The 16,336-nt window shown below is 56.7% G+C and carries 18 protein-coding genes; 6 read left to right on the top strand and 12 right to left on the bottom strand.

Going from position 1 to position 16,336, the window contains the following annotated elements; genetic code table 11:
* The first annotated feature begins 5 nt into the window (after positions 1–5).
* From rpmI to GS636_RS19830, 3 genes are all read left to right on the top strand, one after another.
* The gene (gene rpmI, locus GS636_RS19840) at positions 6–206 is read left to right on the top strand and encodes a 50S ribosomal protein L35 (RefSeq protein ID WP_005981143.1); all 201 of its coding nucleotides are present in this window, start codon (positions 6–8) and stop codon (positions 204–206) included.
* 14 nt (positions 207–220) lie between these two features.
* A complete protein-coding gene (gene rplT, locus GS636_RS19835) occupies positions 221–586 on the top strand; it encodes a 50S ribosomal protein L20 (protein ID WP_152457001.1) in 366 nt (121 codons plus the stop codon).
* A 200-nt stretch (positions 587–786) separates the two neighbouring features.
* Positions 787–1,593, top strand: coding sequence for a phytanoyl-CoA dioxygenase family protein (locus tag GS636_RS19830; protein WP_171671872.1), 807 nt, complete (start codon positions 787–789; stop codon positions 1,591–1,593).
* A 256-nt stretch (positions 1,594–1,849) separates the two neighbouring features.
* On the opposite strand, the gene GS636_RS22925 is transcribed toward GS636_RS19830, so the two are convergent.
* Both GS636_RS22925 and GS636_RS19820 read right to left on the bottom strand, forming a co-directional pair.
* Positions 1,850–2,296: a DUF3124 domain-containing protein gene (locus GS636_RS22925; RefSeq protein ID WP_371808753.1), complete on the bottom strand. Its 447-nt coding sequence runs from the start codon at positions 2,294–2,296 to the stop codon at positions 1,850–1,852.
* Between the two features lie 193 nt (positions 2,297–2,489).
* A complete protein-coding gene (locus GS636_RS19820) occupies positions 2,490–3,881 on the bottom strand; it encodes an aspartate aminotransferase family protein (RefSeq protein WP_171671961.1) in 1,392 nt (463 codons plus the stop codon).
* Positions 3,882–4,103: 222 nt separating this feature from the next.
* Between GS636_RS19820 and GS636_RS19815 the strand changes: the two genes are divergently transcribed.
* The gene (locus GS636_RS19815) at positions 4,104–5,732 is read left to right on the top strand and encodes an acyl-CoA synthetase (protein WP_171671869.1); all 1,629 of its coding nucleotides are present in this window, start codon (positions 4,104–4,106) and stop codon (positions 5,730–5,732) included.
* Here GS636_RS19815 and GS636_RS19810 read toward each other — a convergent pair.
* From GS636_RS19810 to hmgA, 8 genes are all read right to left on the bottom strand, one after another.
* Entirely contained in the window at positions 5,729–6,064 is a 336-nt protein-coding gene (locus GS636_RS19810) for a DOPA 4,5-dioxygenase family protein (protein ID WP_171671868.1), read from the bottom strand. The genes GS636_RS19815 and GS636_RS19810 overlap by 4 nt on opposite strands.
* Positions 6,065–6,150: 86 nt before the next feature.
* Entirely contained in the window at positions 6,151–6,789 is a 639-nt protein-coding gene (gene maiA / locus GS636_RS19805) for a maleylacetoacetate isomerase (protein WP_171671867.1), read from the bottom strand.
* Between the two features lie 11 nt (positions 6,790–6,800).
* Positions 6,801–6,998, bottom strand: a complete 198-nt coding sequence (locus GS636_RS19800; protein ID WP_171105539.1) for a DUF2783 domain-containing protein — start codon at positions 6,996–6,998, stop codon at positions 6,801–6,803.
* A gap of 5 nt (positions 6,999–7,003) precedes the next feature.
* A complete protein-coding gene (locus GS636_RS19795) occupies positions 7,004–8,614 on the bottom strand; it encodes an FAD-dependent oxidoreductase (RefSeq protein WP_171671866.1) in 1,611 nt (536 codons plus the stop codon).
* Between the two features lie 131 nt (positions 8,615–8,745).
* Positions 8,746–9,696, bottom strand: a complete 951-nt coding sequence (locus GS636_RS19790) for an MBL fold metallo-hydrolase (protein ID WP_171671864.1) — start codon at positions 9,694–9,696, stop codon at positions 8,746–8,748.
* A gap of 86 nt (positions 9,697–9,782) precedes the next feature.
* Positions 9,783–11,039, bottom strand: coding sequence for a fumarylacetoacetase (gene fahA, locus GS636_RS19785; protein WP_171671861.1), 1,257 nt, complete (start codon positions 11,037–11,039; stop codon positions 9,783–9,785).
* A 21-nt stretch (positions 11,040–11,060) separates the two neighbouring features.
* Entirely contained in the window at positions 11,061–11,684 is a 624-nt protein-coding gene (locus GS636_RS19780; protein ID WP_171671859.1) for a LysE family translocator, read from the bottom strand.
* Positions 11,681–13,036 carry a homogentisate 1,2-dioxygenase gene (gene hmgA / locus GS636_RS19775; protein ID WP_171671856.1) on the bottom strand — a complete coding sequence of 452 codons (1,356 nt, stop codon included), beginning with the start codon at positions 13,034–13,036 and terminating at the stop codon, positions 11,681–11,683. Before hmgA ends, GS636_RS19780 begins: the two co-directional genes overlap by 4 nt.
* 57 nt (positions 13,037–13,093) lie before the next feature.
* Between hmgA and GS636_RS19770 the strand changes: the two genes are divergently transcribed.
* Both GS636_RS19770 and GS636_RS19765 read left to right on the top strand, forming a co-directional pair.
* On the top strand, positions 13,094–13,546 hold the full coding sequence (locus tag GS636_RS19770; protein ID WP_171671854.1) for a MarR family winged helix-turn-helix transcriptional regulator: 453 nt from the start codon (positions 13,094–13,096) through the stop codon (positions 13,544–13,546).
* 60 nt (positions 13,547–13,606) lie between these two features.
* The gene (locus GS636_RS19765; protein ID WP_171671852.1) at positions 13,607–14,857 is read left to right on the top strand and encodes an adenylate/guanylate cyclase domain-containing protein; all 1,251 of its coding nucleotides are present in this window, start codon (positions 13,607–13,609) and stop codon (positions 14,855–14,857) included.
* Between the two features lie 167 nt (positions 14,858–15,024).
* On the opposite strand, the gene GS636_RS19760 is transcribed toward GS636_RS19765, so the two are convergent.
* Both GS636_RS19760 and GS636_RS19755 read right to left on the bottom strand, forming a co-directional pair.
* A complete protein-coding gene (locus GS636_RS19760; protein ID WP_171096224.1) occupies positions 15,025–15,306 on the bottom strand; it encodes an HlyU family transcriptional regulator in 282 nt (93 codons plus the stop codon).
* 173 nt (positions 15,307–15,479) lie between these two features.
* Positions 15,480–16,289 carry a division plane positioning ATPase MipZ gene (locus GS636_RS19755; RefSeq protein WP_171096222.1) on the bottom strand — a complete coding sequence of 270 codons (810 nt, stop codon included), beginning with the start codon at positions 16,287–16,289 and terminating at the stop codon, positions 15,480–15,482.
* Positions 16,290–16,336 lie beyond the last annotated feature (47 nt).

Raw genomic sequence — 16,336 nt, 5'->3', positions numbered from 1 at the left:
CGGAAATGCCTAAGATGAAGACCAAGTCGAGCGCCAAAAAGCGCTTCAAGGTGACTGCAACCGGTAAGGTCATGGCAGGCCAGGCCGGCAAGCGGCACGGCATGATCAAGCGGACCAAGAAGTTCATCCGCGACGCCCGTGGCACCACCACCCTGTCCGCCCCCGACGCCAAGATCGTCAAGGGCTACATGCCCTACGACCGCTAAGAGGAGATTAAGAGATGTCCCGCGTTAAAGGTGGAACCGTAACTCACGCCCGTCACAAGAAGGTCATCAAGGCTGCCAAAGGTTACTATGGCCGCCGCAAGAGCACCTTCAAGGTTGCCCGTCAGGCTGTCGACAAGGCCAACCAGTATGCAACCCGCGACCGTAAGAACCGCAAGCGCAACTTCCGCGCGCTGTGGATCCAGCGTATCAACGCTGCTGTCCGTTCGCATGACGAAGCTCTGACATATTCCCGCTTCATCAACGGCCTGAACCTGGCCGGTATCGAAGTGGACCGCAAAGTTCTGGCCGACCTGGCCGTGCACGAACCGGAAGCGTTCGGCGCGATCGTCGCCAAAGCTCAGGCCGCTCTGACCGCCTGATCCTCTGAAAAGAGACAGTGAATGAAAGGCCGTCCCTTTTGGGGCGGTCTTTTTGCATCATGGGTTCGAATGCCCCAAGCACGCATTCGGTACGGTATGTTTCAATTTTCATTGGCGCCGACGCAAACCGAAGCCGAAACAGGCTTGGCAGGTCATGTTTTTCCACTAACGATTGCTTAGTCATTTCGTGGGAGGCGACTATGGGAATCGACCAAAGGGTAAGAACTTGGGCGAACGCTTACATTCGGGACGGTTATGTAGGTGGTGTTCCGATCCTGACTGAAGTCGAAGCGCAAGAACACCGGGCCGCAATGGAATGGGCCGAGCGCCAGCTGAGCGCGTCCATGCATTATAAGTCCAAAGCGCACACAATTCTAACTTCGCCGTACAAGCTTGCTACGCACCCCCTTATGCTCGATCTCATCGAAGCGCTGATCGGGCCCGACATTCTTTTGTACAATGTTACCTATATCATCAAAGAACCTGGCTCGACCTCGCATGTCAGTTGGCATCAGGATCTGACGTATTGGGGCCTGAGTCATGACGACCAGGTATCCGCTTGGCTCGCCTTGTCGCCAGCGGACGAGGAAAGCGGTTGCATGCGAATGCTCCCGGGAAGTCATGCGAACGGTGTGATGAGCCATGAAACAACGGAAGACGACGATAACGTTCTTTTGCAGGGGCAGACTGTTCTTGGAGTTGATGAGAGCCAAGCCAAGCTTTGTCCGCTGCGTCCGGGCGAGGCGAGTTTTCACCATGGTTGGACGCTACATGCCTCGATGCCAAACAAAAGCAAGGATCGCCGAATTGGGCTGAATATCCAGTATCTTGCGGCGCATGTACGTCAGACCAAACATGATCTCGATACGGCAATGCTGGTACGCGGCGAAGACAATTTCGGCCATTTTGGCATCGACACTCCCGCTGAAAGCGATCTTGATCCTGTGGCGGTGCAGAGGCAAATCGAGCTGCAACAGCGTCATGTTGAAATAGCAGGAACAGCCTGAGGCATTGACGAACCGCTTTGGGCAAAATGCAAAGCAGAGAGTGGCCCAAACGCTGGCCGCTCTGACTGCCTGATCCTCTTTCGAGAGATTGCGAGTTCAAGGCCGTCCCGATTGGAGCGGCCTTTTTTGAACGTAGAGAATGTCAGCTCTGAGCCCAAACTTAGCTCCAGTCGCAGTGGCAAAGAACCAGTCACTGTTGCTTAGGTATCAGCTTAATAGTCGAGCTGGTCACATAGAAGCAAAGTAGTGGTCGGTGTTACGGTTCTTGTGACAACACCTGACCTCGGCTTGTAAACGAGATCCCTTGAGTGCCGCTTCCACCGACCATGATTGCTTCTACGATAGGGGGTGACACCGGAACTTCTGCCGACCATGTGACTACGAAATTCGCGCCAATGCCGTCTCCGACGCTACCAATAGGTACAAGCGCATTCATTGACCCAAATGGCATCAGTTGAACGGGCTCATTTATGAGGGTTTCCAGAAGCTGCCCCGCTCTGTCGTAATATTCGACGCGCTCAACTTTGATCTCTGATTGAAGACTAATGTTGTGCACAACGAGGGTAGACGCGAGCGGTTCGCTGCGCCCCTCCTGCGTGAAAACTCGCGAGTAGGAGGGAACATAGATGACTTGAGATGTTACACTCTCCGAAACTTGTGCGAATGAAGGGCTTGGTACAGTCGTCAACGAAACCAAAGCCATTGAGAATGACCAGAAATATCTGCGGGGGAAAAACTTCATTTAGGAGAATGCTCCGTTTGTTCAGTCGTGAATATGAGCATACGGATGACAAGATTCGGCGCAAGAAAATGACCGCTTTGTCCGCACTTCGACCATTCACAAAAAAAACCGACACTCGATGTGCCGGTTTTTCTTTTTTTAATATTCGGTCAGCTTACCCGAAAACACGCCCCAGCGCGCCATCGACCGCATCGGTGATCTGGTCAATGTCATCTGCCGTGGCGATCAGCGCGGGCGAGAAGCACAGGGTGTTGTTGCGGCTGGGGATCGAGCGGTTGGTGGCCCCGATGATGACGCCCTGCGCCATACAATCGGCGACAACGGCCTGAGCCAGCTTCTCGTCCACCGGCTCTTTCGATCCACGATCCGCGACCAATTCAGCGCCCAGGAACAGGCCCTTGCCGCGTACGTCACCAATGACTTTGTGCTTTTCCATCAGCGCCTGCAGGTTGCCCATCATGCGGTCGCCCATGTCGGTGCAGTTGCCCAGCAGGTTCTCATCTTCGATGATGCGCATGTTCTCAATCGCTGCCGCCGGACCGGCCGTGCAGCCGCCAAAGGTCGAGATGTCACGGAAATAGTTCAGCGGATCCGACGCGTCGTCCTTGAACATGTCAAAGACTTCTTCAGTGGTGACCATGCAGGCAATCGCCGCATAGCCCGAGGCCACGCCTTTGGCCATGGTCACGAAGTCTGGCTTGATGCCGTATTGCTGGTATCCGAACCATGCGCCGGTCCGGCCAACACCGCAGACAACCTCGTCGATATGCAGCAGCACGTCGTATTTCTTGCAGATCTCCTGCACGCGCTGCCAATACCCTTCGGGCGCTTCGATTACGCCGCCGCCAGCTGTTACCGGTTCAAGGCACAGGGCACCAACTGTGTCGGGGCCTTCGCGCAGGATGACCTTTTCGATCTGATCCGCCGCCCATTCGCCGAAATTCTCTTCCGGTGCGCCGTCCAGTTCGTGCTTGCGGTATTCCATGCAGTGCGGCACGCGTACGAAGTCAGGCGCGAAAGGTCCGTATTGCGCAGTCCGTTCATCCTGACCGCCGGCCGACATGGTTGCCAAAGTCGAGCCGTGATAGTCGCGGTCGCGGTACAGAATCTTGGTCTTCTTGCCGCCGTAGCGCTTATGCGCGATCTGACGGACCATCTTGAAGGCTTTCTCGTTCGCTTCAGAACCGGAGTTGGTGTAGTAAACCCGGCTCATTCCCGGCATCTTGTCGATCAGCTGTTCGGCAAAGATTGCGCCGGGGATCGAGCCTGCCGAGTTGGCGAAATAACACAGTTTCATCAACTGATCATAGACGGCCTTGCAGATCGATTCGCGGCCATAGCCAACGTTCACGGTCCACACTCCACCAGAAACAGCATCCAGGTGTTCCTTGCCCTTCTGGTCCCAGACGCGCATGCCTTTGCCTTCGACAATGATGCGCGGGTCATTGGTTTCAAAGGGTTTATGCTGAATCAGGTGGTGCCAGATATGAGCGCGGTCGGCCTCGACCACGCGGGAAAGATCGTTTTCGTTGAACGTGCCGTCCATGACAAGTCCTTTCACTGAGATGCGCTTGAGGGGCTATTGGTCAGGCCATACCCCCGCCTGTGTTTAAGATGCTTCAGATCACCGCGAAAGGCCCGTTGTAAGTAGGGCCAGATCGCGCCATCCCATATTGCCAGAAGTTGGGCCTATCGTATTACTACGGATTTGTCAGAGCACCAAGATTATGCTCAAGTCGCGCGGACTTTGATTTGGGAGGATCAGCGGATGACAGCCACAAACATCTACGAGCGTCATTTGGACAAAAGCCGGGCCAACTACACGCCTTTGTCGCCGCTGACGTTCCTTGAGCGAACGGCGCAGGTCTATCCGGATTACCCCTCGGTGGTGTATGGGGACCGCCGGTATTGCTGGGCTGAAACCTATGCCCGGTGCCGACGATTGGCGGGTGCGTTGCGTGCGCGTGGCATCGGCAAGGGCGATACCGTTTCAATCATCGCAGCGAATATTCCCGAGATGTATGAGGCTCATTTTGGCGTGCCGATGGCAGGCGCTGTTTTGAACGCCATCAATACGCGCCTGGATGCACCAATCGTCGCTTTCATTCTAAATCACGCCGAAGCCAAGGTGCTGCTGGTTGACCCGGAGTTTTCAGGTGTTGTGAAAGAGGCGCTGAAGCAGGTCGAGCGTGACATTTTGATTATCGATATCGAAGACCCGAGCTTTGAGGGCGGTGAGACACTGGGCAGTCTGACATATGATGCTTTGCTGAGCGAAGGTGACCCGGAATTCAATTGGTCCTTGCCAAACGATGAGTGGGACGCAATCACGCTGAACTATACCTCTGGTACAACAGGCAACCCGAAAGGGGTTGTTTATCATCACCGGGGCGCAACCCTGAACGCGCAGTCGGACTTGCTGGATTGGGATATGCCCAAACATTCCGTCTACTTGTGGACACTGCCGATGTTTCACTGCAATGGCTGGTGTTTCCCTTGGGCCATGGCGGCGAATGCGGGTGTGTCTGTCTGTCTGCGTGCCGTGCGGGCCGAGCCGATCTATGCGGCGTTCCGAGATGAGAAAGTCACCCATTTCTGCGGTGCGCCCATCGTTTTGAACATGCTGGCCCATGCACCGGACGGGCTGAAAGACTTTGATCACCAGATCAAGGTAATGACCGCAGGTGCCCCGCCGCCTGCGGCAGTGATCGAAGCGATGGAGGCGATGGGCGTCGAGGTCACCCATGTCTACGGCCTGACCGAGACGTACGGGCCCTCGGTCGTGTGTGCCTGGAAAGACGAGTGGAATGAGAAAGGGCCAGAAGATCGCGCTGCTCTGAAAGTACGGCAGGGTGTGCGGTACACGGCGTTGTCTGGCCTTATGGTGGCCGATCCCGAAACGATGGAACCCGTGCCTTCTGATGGCGAAACCATGGGTGAGATTTTCATGCAGGGCAACGTGGTGATGAAAGGGTATCTCAAGAACCCGGACGCCACGGACGGGGCCTTTAAAGGCGGCTGGTTTGCATCCGGCGATCTGGGCGTCATGCATCCCGATGGATATATCGCGCTCAAGGATCGATCCAAGGACATCATCATTTCAGGTGGCGAGAATATCTCGTCCGTTGAGGTCGAGGGTATCCTTTATAAACACCCGGCAGTGATGGAGGCGGCTGTGGTCGCGCGTCCAGACGAAAAATGGGGCGAAACGCCTTGTGCCTTTGTCGAGCTGAAACCCGAAGCAACCGCGACCGAAGCAGAGCTGATTGCCTTCTGTCGGGACAACATGGCCCATTTCAAAGCACCTAAGACCGTCGTGTTTGGCACCCTGCCGAAGACATCTACGGGCAAGGTGCAAAAATTTGTCCTGCGGGATCAGGCGCGGTCGCTGGACTAAAGCTTGTCGAAGATCGAAAGGTTCAGATCCAGCATCTCACCCATCCAGATTGCCCGATCACGGTGATCTTCCAGATGATTGCCGGTTTCGGGGTGGGTGAACACGGTCAGGCCCTGCCGGTTCAGCATCAGCCATGGCATGACCTGATCAAAAGCATCGGCGTCAAAGCCCAACTGGCAACTCCAGCGCGGATGAGGACCGACGTTACGGGCATGCATACGCCCCATCTGAACCGGGAACAGCCGAGCGGCCTCTTCACAGACCTGTTGCGCCGTATCCTGCGTGTCGGCATCGAAATAGACATGGGCGTGGTAGCCGGTGATCTCGGGCATGGGGGACCTCATTTCTTTGATTTGTCAAAGCTAAGGTCAAACGGGGCAAACGCCTAGGCGCACAGGCACACAGGGCCTGTGCAGGGTTATTGGGGTGCATGCGCGTCGGGGTGCGCTGCAACAAAGGCCGGATGACTAGCACAGGCGGCTTCAACCCCCCGAACACGTGGCATGTCCGACAGGTCCACCTGCCAGCGGCGTGCGTTGTAGAGTTGGGGGATCAAGCAGATGTCGGCGAGGCCGGGCTCCGAACCGACACAATATGGTGTCTGTTCAAAGGTGCCCAACATGCTCTCAAAAGCTTGCAAGCCGGGCCGGATGAAGTACCGCATCCAATCTCCGGGCATGTCGGTTGCTTCTTTGCTTAACGACGTCGCATGACGTGCGACAGACAGGTTGCAGACCGGGTGAATATCCACCGCAATCGCATATGCAAGTGCCTGTACACGCGCGCGCTCGACCGCGTCGTCGGGTAGTAAATTAAGTTGGCGCGTTCGGTCCAGATAGTCGAGGATGGCCAAAGACTGTGTCAGGCGGTGCCCGTCGACCTCCAGTACCGGCACATACCCTTGCGGATTTCGTGCCAAATGCTCAGCGCTTTTGTGTTCGCCGCTTACCAGATCGACAACAACCGCGTCATAGTCGATAGCGGCTAAATTCAGGGCGATCCGCACACGATAGCTGGCTGAGGATCGCCAATAGTCGAAGAGAACGGGTTTGTTCACGTTAAAACCCGTCAGTTTTCGGTCAAAGCGGCTGCACGAATGGCGTCGGACAACACCGTTCCGTCGCCGATGTGATTGGCAAGTACCAACACCAGTCGGGCGTTCAGCGCGTCGCTGTCGGCTTTTTCAAGCCCTTCATGCGCCGCCAAAAGGGTGGCGTAAAAGTCGTCGGCGTTGTCGAAATTGGGGGTTAGGATCAAGTCTGACATTGCGCTTACTCCTTACCGCAAGCTCTGCGGATCGCATGACGGAAACTGTTTTCTTCAAAGCTGTCCCGCCGAGCGGCTACGTGCTGATCCGGGCGGATCAGATACACAGCGCTGGTTGCATTACCCAAGTAACGACGTTTGAGAGCCAGCGTCAGGTCGTCTTTGACCGACAACGCCAGCCGAGTGACCTCAATCCCATCCTCTTCCAGAGCGTCTGGGGCATCGGCATCAATGGTCAGCAAGGTAAATTTGCCCGCCAGCTTGGGCAGCAGGAATTCATCGCCCAGTGGGGCATCCGGGCAGGCCGACCCCGGGCGTGTGCAGGCTGGGCCGTTCAGCGCATCGGCCGAGTTCAACGAAGACCCGTCATAGGTACAGGGCTGGCTTAACCGGCCCGAGTTCACCAGCGGTCGGGCAAATTCATACTTCTCGCTTAGATCCAGAACCGCATCGCGCAGAAGCCGCGACATTTCGGATTTTGGCGTGATGAAATCGGTCGACCGGCTGGATTTCTGGATATTTTCGTCGGCCCCCTGCACGCGTTCCGCGTTGTAGGTGTCCAACAGGCTTTCAGGGGCTTTGCCCTCGAGCACCAGCTTCAGTTTCCAGCACAGATTGTCGGTATCTTGCAAACCCGAGTTTGCCCCGCGTGCGCCAAAGGGGCTGACCTGATGCGCACTGTCGCCCGCAAACAGAACACGCCCCTTGCGGAAGCTTTCCATGCGGCGACACTGGAAGGTATAGATCGAGACCCATTCCAGCTGGAACTCGACGTCTTCGCCCAGCATCGCCTTGAGGCGTGGGATGACATTCTCGGGGCGCTTTTCACGTTCCTTGTCGATGTCCCAGCCCAATTGCAGGTCGATGCGCCAGACGTTGTCAGGCTGTTTATGGAGCAGTGCAGATTGACCGCGATTGAACGGTGGGTCGAACCAGAACCAGCGTTCCGAGGGGAAATCTGCATCCATGATCACATCTGCGATCAGGAAGTTGTCTTCGAACACGCGCCCTTCGAAGTCGATACCTAGCATCCGGCGGGTGGGGGAGGTGGCTCCGTCACAGGCGATCAGCCATTCAGCCTCAAGCGTGTAGGGGCCTTCGGGGGTTTCGACCTCCATCCGAACGTGATCCTCGTGCGTGCCAATGGCCTCGACCTTGTTGCGCCCACGAATTTCAATCGGTGCGCCTTCTGCCTGAAGCTCGCGAACCCGTTGAACGAAGTAATCTTCGAAATGGTATTGCTGCAGGTTGATGAAAGCCGGATTGGCATATCCTTCATCCGGTTGCAGGTTGAAGTCATAGACCTGGCGATCATCGAAAAAGACCTTGCCGCGATCCCACAACACGCCTTTGTCGACCAAGCGGTGTCCACATCCCAGACGGTCGGCAATTTCCAAAGTGCGCTGAGAAAAACAAATAGCGCGGCTGCCGAAACTGACCTTGTCGTTCTCGTCCAGAACCACAACTTCGATCCCTTGTTGGGCCAGATCGATGGCGGCGGCCAAACCAACCGGACCGGCACCAATCACGATGACCTTGCGCCTGACGGGCGTGGGACTGTCCTGATCAGGGCTGCGTTCATAGCCATAAAGCGGCGTTTCAAAGATCTTGTTCATGGGCTCCCCCCAAGCAGATGCACCAAAGTGCTGCATATCCTGTCCCCCGGCGACAGGCGCCGGAGGCCTTGGCTTATGGTTTCATCGAATCCCGCCGCGAAAAACGATCTGGATCAAACCGGGTCGTTTTATCATCCTTGCAGGGCTTCCCACATCTCAAGGTCGCGCTGGGCGGTCCAAATACGCGGCGTGTCGATGCCGCGTGCCTCGTCATAGGCGCGCGCCACGTTGAACGGCAGGCAGTGTTCGTAGATTGCGTAGTCAGCGAATTTGGGATCGCATTCGGCGCGCACGGCGTCCCAGGCTTCCTTCAGGCTGCCGCCGCGTGCAGCCACCTTGGCGGCCGGGCGGTAGGTGCTGCTGACGAAATCGCGGGTGTTCTCGATTGCGGCGTTTACCATTTCTTTGCCAACCAGCGCGTCACCCCGACCCGGAGCGATGGCATCGACATCGAACCATTTGATCGCATCCAGCGTGTCACCCCAGTCGTTGAAGTGCCCGTCACCACAATAGCAGGCCGAATGGTATTCGACGATGTCACCGGTAAACATCACGTTCTGATCTGGCACATGAATTACGATATCACCGGCAGTGTGCGCACGGCCCAGATGCATCAGATCCACGCGACGATTGCCCAGATAGACGGTCATCGTGTCGCTGAACGTGGTGGTGGGCCAGGTCAGGCCGGGGATGCTTTCGTGCCCTTCGAACAGGCGAGGAAACCGATGGAACTCGCTGTCCCAATCCTCCTGCCCGCGTTCTACGACCATGGCGCGGGCCATGTCTGACATCAGTATTTGCTGAGCGCCAAACGCGCTTGCGCCCAGAACGCGAACGGCGTGGTAGTGGGTCAGTGCCACATGCGTGATCGGCTTGTCTGTAACTGATCGAACGCACTCGATCACCTTGTTGGCCAGACGCGGTGTCGCCTGCGCCTCGACAATCATCACGCTGTCATCGCCGATGATGACGCCCGAGTTCGGGTCGCCTTCGGCCGTAAAGGCATAGAGCCCTTCGCCCACTTCGGTGAAGCTGATCTTTTTCTCCGACATGTCCCCCTGGGACGCGAATGCTTTGGCCATCTTGGTATTGTCCTTTTGCGCTTGCGCGGAAGGCTGCGTTTGGAAGCCTCCGGCGGGAGTATTTGGAAAAAGATGAAGTCAGTGCGTCATCGTTCGAAAGGGGAAGTAAGGGCAGGCAGAACGGTGCCAACACAGTCACCGAAGCCGATTGTATAGCCGTCGCCTTTGGCCGCGCCGGTCAGGGTGAGTGTGTCGCCGTCCTCGATGAAGCTGCGGGTTTCACCGCTGTCCAGCGTCAGAGGTTCCTTGCCGCCCCAGCTGAGTTCCAGCAACGAACCGCGTTCGGGTTTGGTTGGTCCGGAAATGGTGCCCGACCCCAGCAAATCACCTGCATTCATCGGACAGCCGGACGTCGTGTGGTGGGCCAGTTGCTGCGCGGCGGAATAGTACATCTGGTTGTAGTTGGTCTGCGCAATTGTCGTAGCAGGCTGCCCAGCAGGTGCCATGGTGATCGACAGGTCGATATCATAGAGCATCGGGCCGCAGTCTTTCAGGTGATCCAGCAACTCGAACTCACGGGCCGGCGTGTCACAGCGGAAAGGCTCCAGCGCTGCCTTGGTGACAATCCAGGGGCTGATTGAAGTTGCGGTGGCTTTGGCCTGAAACGGACCGAGTGGCTGGTATTCCCAAGCCTGGATGTCGCGCGCAGACCAGTCGTTCAGCAGGACGTAGCCAAAGATATTGTCGTCCGCCTCTTGCACCGAGATTGGGCCATCCGAAGGGGTGCCGACAATCGCGCCCATCTCAAGCTCGATGTCAAAACGGCGGCTGGGCAGGAAGGCGGGTATATCTTGGTCTGGCGCTTTTAGCTGCCCCCACGGGCGGCGAATATCCGTGCCCGATACCACGACCGAAGACGCGCGCCCGTTGTACCCAATGGGAATATGCAGCCAGTTTGGCGGCAATGCGTTTTCCGGCCCCCGGAACATCGTGCCCACGTTGAAGGCGTGGTTCCGGCCTGCGTAGAAATCGGTGTATTCACTGACCGCGAAAGGCAGGTGCATCTCGGCGTCGTCTTGTTTGACAAGCAATGGTTCAACCTTGCTTTGCTCGTCCGAGCCCTCGGTCAGAAGGCTGATCAGACGTTCCCGCAGGGCGGCCCAGACAGCGGGGCCTTCTTCCATCAACGGGTTCCAGAACGGCATGTCGAACAGGGGCTCATCGCTTAGGATGATCAACCCTTCGGCTTCGGCGGCGGTGACGTCGAGGATCATGTCCCCAATGGCCACACCGCAGCGCGGATCGTCGCCCACGGTCGAGAAGACGCCATAAGGCAGGTTGTTCAGTGGGAACGGATGTGTCGCGTCATTGGCCGACGTCACCCAGGATGTCATTAGAGGCATACGATGTCCCTGTTTTGTTGGTTAAGTTGAGGGGCGAAGGGATTTCAGCCCCAACAAGATAGCAGCCAGGATCATGAAGCTGCCGCCAATACGGTCAAGCCACAGCTTTGCCGGACCTTGCAAACGGCGGGCCAGCCAGCTTGCGCTGCCGCCATATGCGGTCAGGAACATCCCGTCCATGACCAGATAGGTGGCCGAAAGAATGGCGAATTGCGGCCAGAAAGGCAGTGCTCCGTCAATGAACAACGGGAACAGGGCTGCAAAAAAGACCACGGCTTTGGGATTCGCGGCAGAGGTAATAAACCCCTGCATCCAAAGCGATTTGCGACTTGCCTTGGGAGCGGTTTGCGCATCAGACACGCGCGCTTTGAGGATCTGTTTGACCCCAAGGTAAACCAGATAAGCCACACCCAGCCATTTGATGACTGTCAGCGCGGTGGCGGATGTGGCAATCAGCGCGGCCAGGCCCAGCCCCGCCGCCAACATCTGCAGAAAGTTCGCCGTCAGATCTCCGGCAGCGGTGAATAGCCCGCGCCGAAGCCCGTTGGTGGCTGAGTTTGACAACATCAACAACTGGCTGGGTCCCGGTGTGCTCATCAGCAGCAGGACCGTTGCCATATAGGTGAACCAGATATCCAAGCTCATTTCTTACCCGGTGTTCCGTCGAACTTCTTCTCCAGCGATGTCCAGCAGTCGACATAATCATCCTGCAAAGGCGCTTCGGTGGCGGCAAACGGTGTCAGATGCTGCGGGAAGCGGGTTTCGAACATGAACGACATTGTCTTGTCCAGCTTGTCCGGTCCCAGGTTGGAATATGAAGCCTTGTCAAAGGCTTCCCTGTCGGGGCCGTGCGGGATCATCATGTTGTGCAGGCTTGTGCCACCGGGCACGAAGCCCTGTGGTTTTGCATCATACTGGCCGTAAATGTTGCCCATGAGCTCGGACATGATGTTTTTGTGGTACCACGGCGGGCGGAACGTGTCCTCCATCACCATCCAGCGTTCGCGGAAAAGAACAAAGTCGATATTGGCCGTGCCAGGCTGGCCAGACGGTGCCGTCAGAACCGTAAAGATTGACGGGTCAGGATGGTCGAACAGGATCGCGCCGACCGGGCAATAATTGCGCAAGTCATATTTGTAGGGCGCATAGTTGCCGTGCCACGCAACCACATCGAGCGGACTGTGCCCGATCTTGGTGGTGTGGAACTGGCCGCACCATTTGATCGTCACGGTCGACGGGGTTTCGCGATCTTCAAACGCAGCTACGGGCGCTTTGAAGTCGCGCGGGTTGGCCATGCAGTTTGCGCCAATCGGACCACGGCCCGGCAGTTCAAACTTTTGCCCGTAGTTTTCGCAGACAAAACCGCGCGCGGGGCCTTCCAAAACCTCGACCCGGTACAGCAGACCACGCGGAATAATTGCGATCTCTTTGGGTTCCAGATCGATGATTCCCAGCTCGGTCGCAAAACGCAGGCGTCCTTCCTGCGGAACAACCAACAGCTCGGAATCGGCCGAGAAGAAGTAGTCATCCACCATGGATTCGGTGACCAGATAGATGTGGCTGGCCATGCCCACTTGCGTGTTCACATCCCCCGCCGTGGTCATGGTCCGCATCCCGGTCATCCAGTTCAGACCTTCATCAGAATGTGGGACGGGATCCCAGCGATACTGACCCAGGCTGATCACATCGGGGTCGATGCACGGTGCCGATTTCCAATAGGGGAGGTCGATTTTTTCGTAACGATGTGAATGCTTCACCGACGGGCGAATGCGATAACACCAAGTGCGTTCGGGCGGGCTCGCAGTGAAGGCGGTGCCGCTCAGCTGCTCTCCGTAAAGGCCATAGTTGCACCGCTGTGGGCTGTTCATCCCTTGTGGCAGCGCGTCGGGCAGGGCCTCGGTCTCAAAGTCGTTTCCAAAGCCGGGCATATAGCCAGCATGTGTGCCGACCGGCGTTGCAGCCTGCGTCAGCATATGCGGATCACTCGGACGATTCATGATGCTTTCCTCCGTTTGCTGCTTGTCGGGTAATAGTTGATTTTGTAACTAACAAGCATGACACACGTAGAATCCAAAAAAAATGATGAGTTTGATCTGCAGAATTTTCTGCCTTTCCTTCTGAACCAGGCGGCCGAGCATGCCTCGTTGGAGTTTCAGAGCGTCTACAAAGGCCGTTATGGGATGCTCAGAACCGAATGGCGGGTGCTGTTTCATCTCGGGCTATTTGGCGAGATGACCGCGAAAGAGATTTGCGAACGTGCCAGAATGCACAAGACCAAGATCAGCCGCGCGGTCGCCAAGCTGGAACAGCGTCGTTACTTGAAACGCACACGCGATGAAGCGGACCGGCGTGCAGAATGGCTGACACTAACACCGGCTGGGCAAACCGTGTATCGTGACTTGCATGGCGTCGCCGCAGACTATGATGCGAAACTGTCGGGCCTGTTTGATGCGGAGGAAGCCGCGCTGTTGCGTAAAATGCTGCGAAGATTGGCTGGTTTGGACTGACCACTGGCAATTGATGGGCATGATCCCCAGATGGGATGCATGCTTGATACGGACACAAATATGACCTCGTTAGACTCTTCGTCGGTACCCACACACAAGCTGATCGATTGGTTGGTCAATAAGGGGCTTGAAGGGGCCGGGCAGGAAGAATTGCTGGAAGGCTTTTGCACCCGGCTGGTCGATATGGGCATCCCGTTGATGCGCTTTCACGCAGCCCAGTCCACTTTGCACCCAGTTTACGGCGGTATGGGTTACAGTTGGTACAACGGCACAGGCGGTGAATTCGAACGGTTTGAAAATACCGATGAACCCAGCGAGGTTTGGCAGCAAAGTCCGCTGTATGCCCTGTTGCATGAGGATCTGGATGAAATCCGGGTCAAACTGGTCGAACATAATGAACCCAGTCGCTTTCCGCTGTTGAACGACCTGCGGGAAATCGGGGCAACCGATTATTATGCCACGGGCTTGTCTTATGAAGGGGCTAAGCAGTTGCGCCCCAATGGCGCAAAGAAGGTCAGCGATGGCGTTCTGATGTCCTGGACCAGTGACGCGCCAACCGGTTTTGACGACGGCGATCTGAACCAAATCCACACCGTTCTGCCGCATTTGGGTCTGGCGCTTAAGTCCGCCAAGAACCAGAACCTGACCAAAGATCTGATGCGTGTTTACCTTGGCCGCGATGCCGGTCGTCGGGTTTTGTCAGGTGAAATTCAGCGCGGGTCTTTGCAGCAGATCGATGCGGTAATTTGGAATTTCGACCTCGAAGGCTTCACCACCCTGTCAGAGGATCTGCCGGGGCATGAGATCATTGACATGCTAAACGACTATCTGGCCGTGGCAGTGGGCGTGGTGCATGACAGGGGCGGTAATATCCTGAAATTCATGGGCGATGGTCTGATGGCCATGTTCGATGTCGGCGAAATCGACGAAGACGCCCGCGCCGCGCTGAGCGCGGTTCCCCTTTTGCAGTCGCGTATGGATGCGTTGAACGCTCAACGACAGGAACAAGGCCTGCCAGTGGCCAACTACACGCTGGCTCTGCATTCAGGCGAAATTCTCTATGGGAATATCGGTTCTGAGACGCGTTTGGATTTCACAGTCATCGGACCAGCCGTCAATCAGGCCGCCCGTATTGCGGGGATGCACCGGTCACTGGGACAGAGGATCCTGATCTCGGACGACGTCGCCCGCGCCGCACAACCCTGCGTGCAAGAGCTTGTGTCAGTGGGTCGTTACATGCTGCGCGGAGTGAACGAACCGAAAGAGTTGTTTACGGTGTACAGTCCCAGTGGGCAATCCGTAACCGATTGAAACTGAGCCTGTTCCTAAGTTGATGGACCTTGCAGAACGTCTTGGTTCCTTCCTTCTGCGGTCGTACCCTGCATTGTCGCTATTGGCTGCATGAACAAGGCCGAGGGTGTGTCGTTCGGAAAGCGCAGGTCACATGGTAATCGTCGATCGCATCTCGGGCAAAAAAGCTATCGGTTTCCAGCATCGAATATGCGTTCGCCCTGCTCGTCAATCACCTGCTTCGCCTTTGTGATGCTGAAGCTCTCGGCCTGATCCCGGCTTTCAAAGACATCTGCCCGGATCACCGCTTGCGTTTTACGCTCTCCGTCGATGGTCTTTTCGATTCGGGCCGAAAGGCGATACTTGCCACCCTCGGCAATCAGGTCTGGGAAGATTTCGAACCCTTTGTATGCGACCGGCTCAGGACCCGACTTTTCGCCGCCACCAAAGAGTTTTGAGAAGAGTGACACGGACCAGCTCCTTTCAGCTTGTTTGGATCAGAGACTAACGCGGCTAGGGGCGGGGTTGAAGTGCGCTGAACGGTTGGTTCACCGGATCCTCGATTCTATTGCATCCTGGCTGCCACTCAGTGCTGGAATCCAACTGCTGGATTTGTTTACACAGCGTCCGACAGGGCCTTGGATCAGAAATCGATCTCCACGCCCGGCAAGCTCAGCTCTTTCATCATGTCGCGCAGTTCCTGACGGGCGGCGATGTTCGAGATGTTCAACTGCTTTACGCCGATATCCTTGAGATCCAGCAGGGTCAGGCCACGGGGGAACAGTTCGCGGAAGATAACCCGTTCGGAAAAGCCCGAAGCGACGCGAAAGCCGATGCGCTGAGACAGCATCTCGATCGCGCGCTGCATCTTTTCCTTGTTGACCATACGCTGCGTGCCGACCCGGTTGCGGACCACGACCCAGTCGATGGGTTTCAGCCCAGCTTGGGCCCGTAACTGACGCGCGTTCCAGACCATTTCGGAATAGACCGATGGGCCGAGGATCTTTTCCCCCTTCGAGTCGATCCGCGCCAACAGGTCGAAGTCGATGAAACTGTCGTTCAGCGGCGTGATCAGCGTGTCGGCCAACGAGTGCGCCACCTGGCTGAGCCGGGTGTGAGAGCCCGGGCAGTCGATCAGGATGAAGTCGCTGTCGCTTTCCAGCTGCGATACAGCGGCGGACAGGCGGTGGTCATAGATGTTCTCGCCAGGTTTCAGCGTGGCGGCATCGATCTCGGGCAGGTCGTGATGACGTGGGCTGGGCAGGGTCAGGTCCGAGCTTTTGAGGAAGTTGTTCCGGTTCTCGAAATAGCGTCCCAGACTGCGCTGGCGCAGGTCCAGATCCAGCGTGCTGACCTTGTGCCCCAATCGGGCCAGCGCGGTTGCCACATGCATCGACACGGTCGATTTGCCTGCGCCACCCTTTTCGTTCCCGACCACAATGATATGTGCCATGCTTGTATTCCCAAGTCCCGCCGTGCTTCGCTACACGTTGTTGGCAC

The organism is Ruegeria sp. HKCCD4884, from assembly GCF_013110855.1.
GTDB lineage: Bacteria > Pseudomonadota > Alphaproteobacteria > Rhodobacterales > Rhodobacteraceae > Ruegeria.
This window is presented reverse-complemented; position numbering and strand designations above follow the sequence as displayed.

Bases quoted from the DNA above. Each gene is read 5' to 3' on its own strand.
- rpmI (WP_005981143.1), top strand. From the start codon at position 6: ATGCCTAAGATGAAGACCAAGTCGAGCGCCAAAAAGCGCTTCAAGGTG.
- rplT (WP_152457001.1), top strand. From the start codon at position 221: ATGTCCCGCGTTAAAGGTGGAACCGTAACTCACGCCCGTCACAAGAAG.
- GS636_RS19830 (WP_171671872.1), top strand. From the start codon at position 787: ATGGGAATCGACCAAAGGGTAAGAACTTGGGCGAACGCTTACATTCGG.
- GS636_RS22925 (WP_371808753.1), bottom strand. From the start codon at position 2,296: ATGGCTTTGGTTTCGTTGACGACTGTACCAAGCCCTTCATTCGCACAA.
- GS636_RS19820 (WP_171671961.1), bottom strand. From the start codon at position 3,881: ATGGACGGCACGTTCAACGAAAACGATCTTTCCCGCGTGGTCGAGGCC.
- GS636_RS19815 (WP_171671869.1), top strand. From the start codon at position 4,104: ATGACAGCCACAAACATCTACGAGCGTCATTTGGACAAAAGCCGGGCC.
- GS636_RS19810 (WP_171671868.1), bottom strand. From the start codon at position 6,064: ATGCCCGAGATCACCGGCTACCACGCCCATGTCTATTTCGATGCCGAC.
- GS636_RS19800 (WP_171105539.1), bottom strand. From the start codon at position 6,998: ATGTCAGACTTGATCCTAACCCCCAATTTCGACAACGCCGACGACTTT.
- GS636_RS19795 (WP_171671866.1), bottom strand. From the start codon at position 8,614: ATGAACAAGATCTTTGAAACGCCGCTTTATGGCTATGAACGCAGCCCT.
- GS636_RS19790 (WP_171671864.1), bottom strand. From the start codon at position 9,696: ATGGCCAAAGCATTCGCGTCCCAGGGGGACATGTCGGAGAAAAAGATC.
- fahA (WP_171671861.1), bottom strand. From the start codon at position 11,039: ATGCCTCTAATGACATCCTGGGTGACGTCGGCCAATGACGCGACACAT.
- GS636_RS19780 (WP_171671859.1), bottom strand. From the start codon at position 11,684: ATGAGCTTGGATATCTGGTTCACCTATATGGCAACGGTCCTGCTGCTG.
- hmgA (WP_171671856.1), bottom strand. From the start codon at position 13,036: ATGAATCGTCCGAGTGATCCGCATATGCTGACGCAGGCTGCAACGCCG.
- GS636_RS19770 (WP_171671854.1), top strand. From the start codon at position 13,094: ATGACACACGTAGAATCCAAAAAAAATGATGAGTTTGATCTGCAGAAT.
- GS636_RS19765 (WP_171671852.1), top strand. From the start codon at position 13,607: ATGACCTCGTTAGACTCTTCGTCGGTACCCACACACAAGCTGATCGAT.
- GS636_RS19755 (WP_171096222.1), bottom strand. From the start codon at position 16,289: ATGGCACATATCATTGTGGTCGGGAACGAAAAGGGTGGCGCAGGCAAA.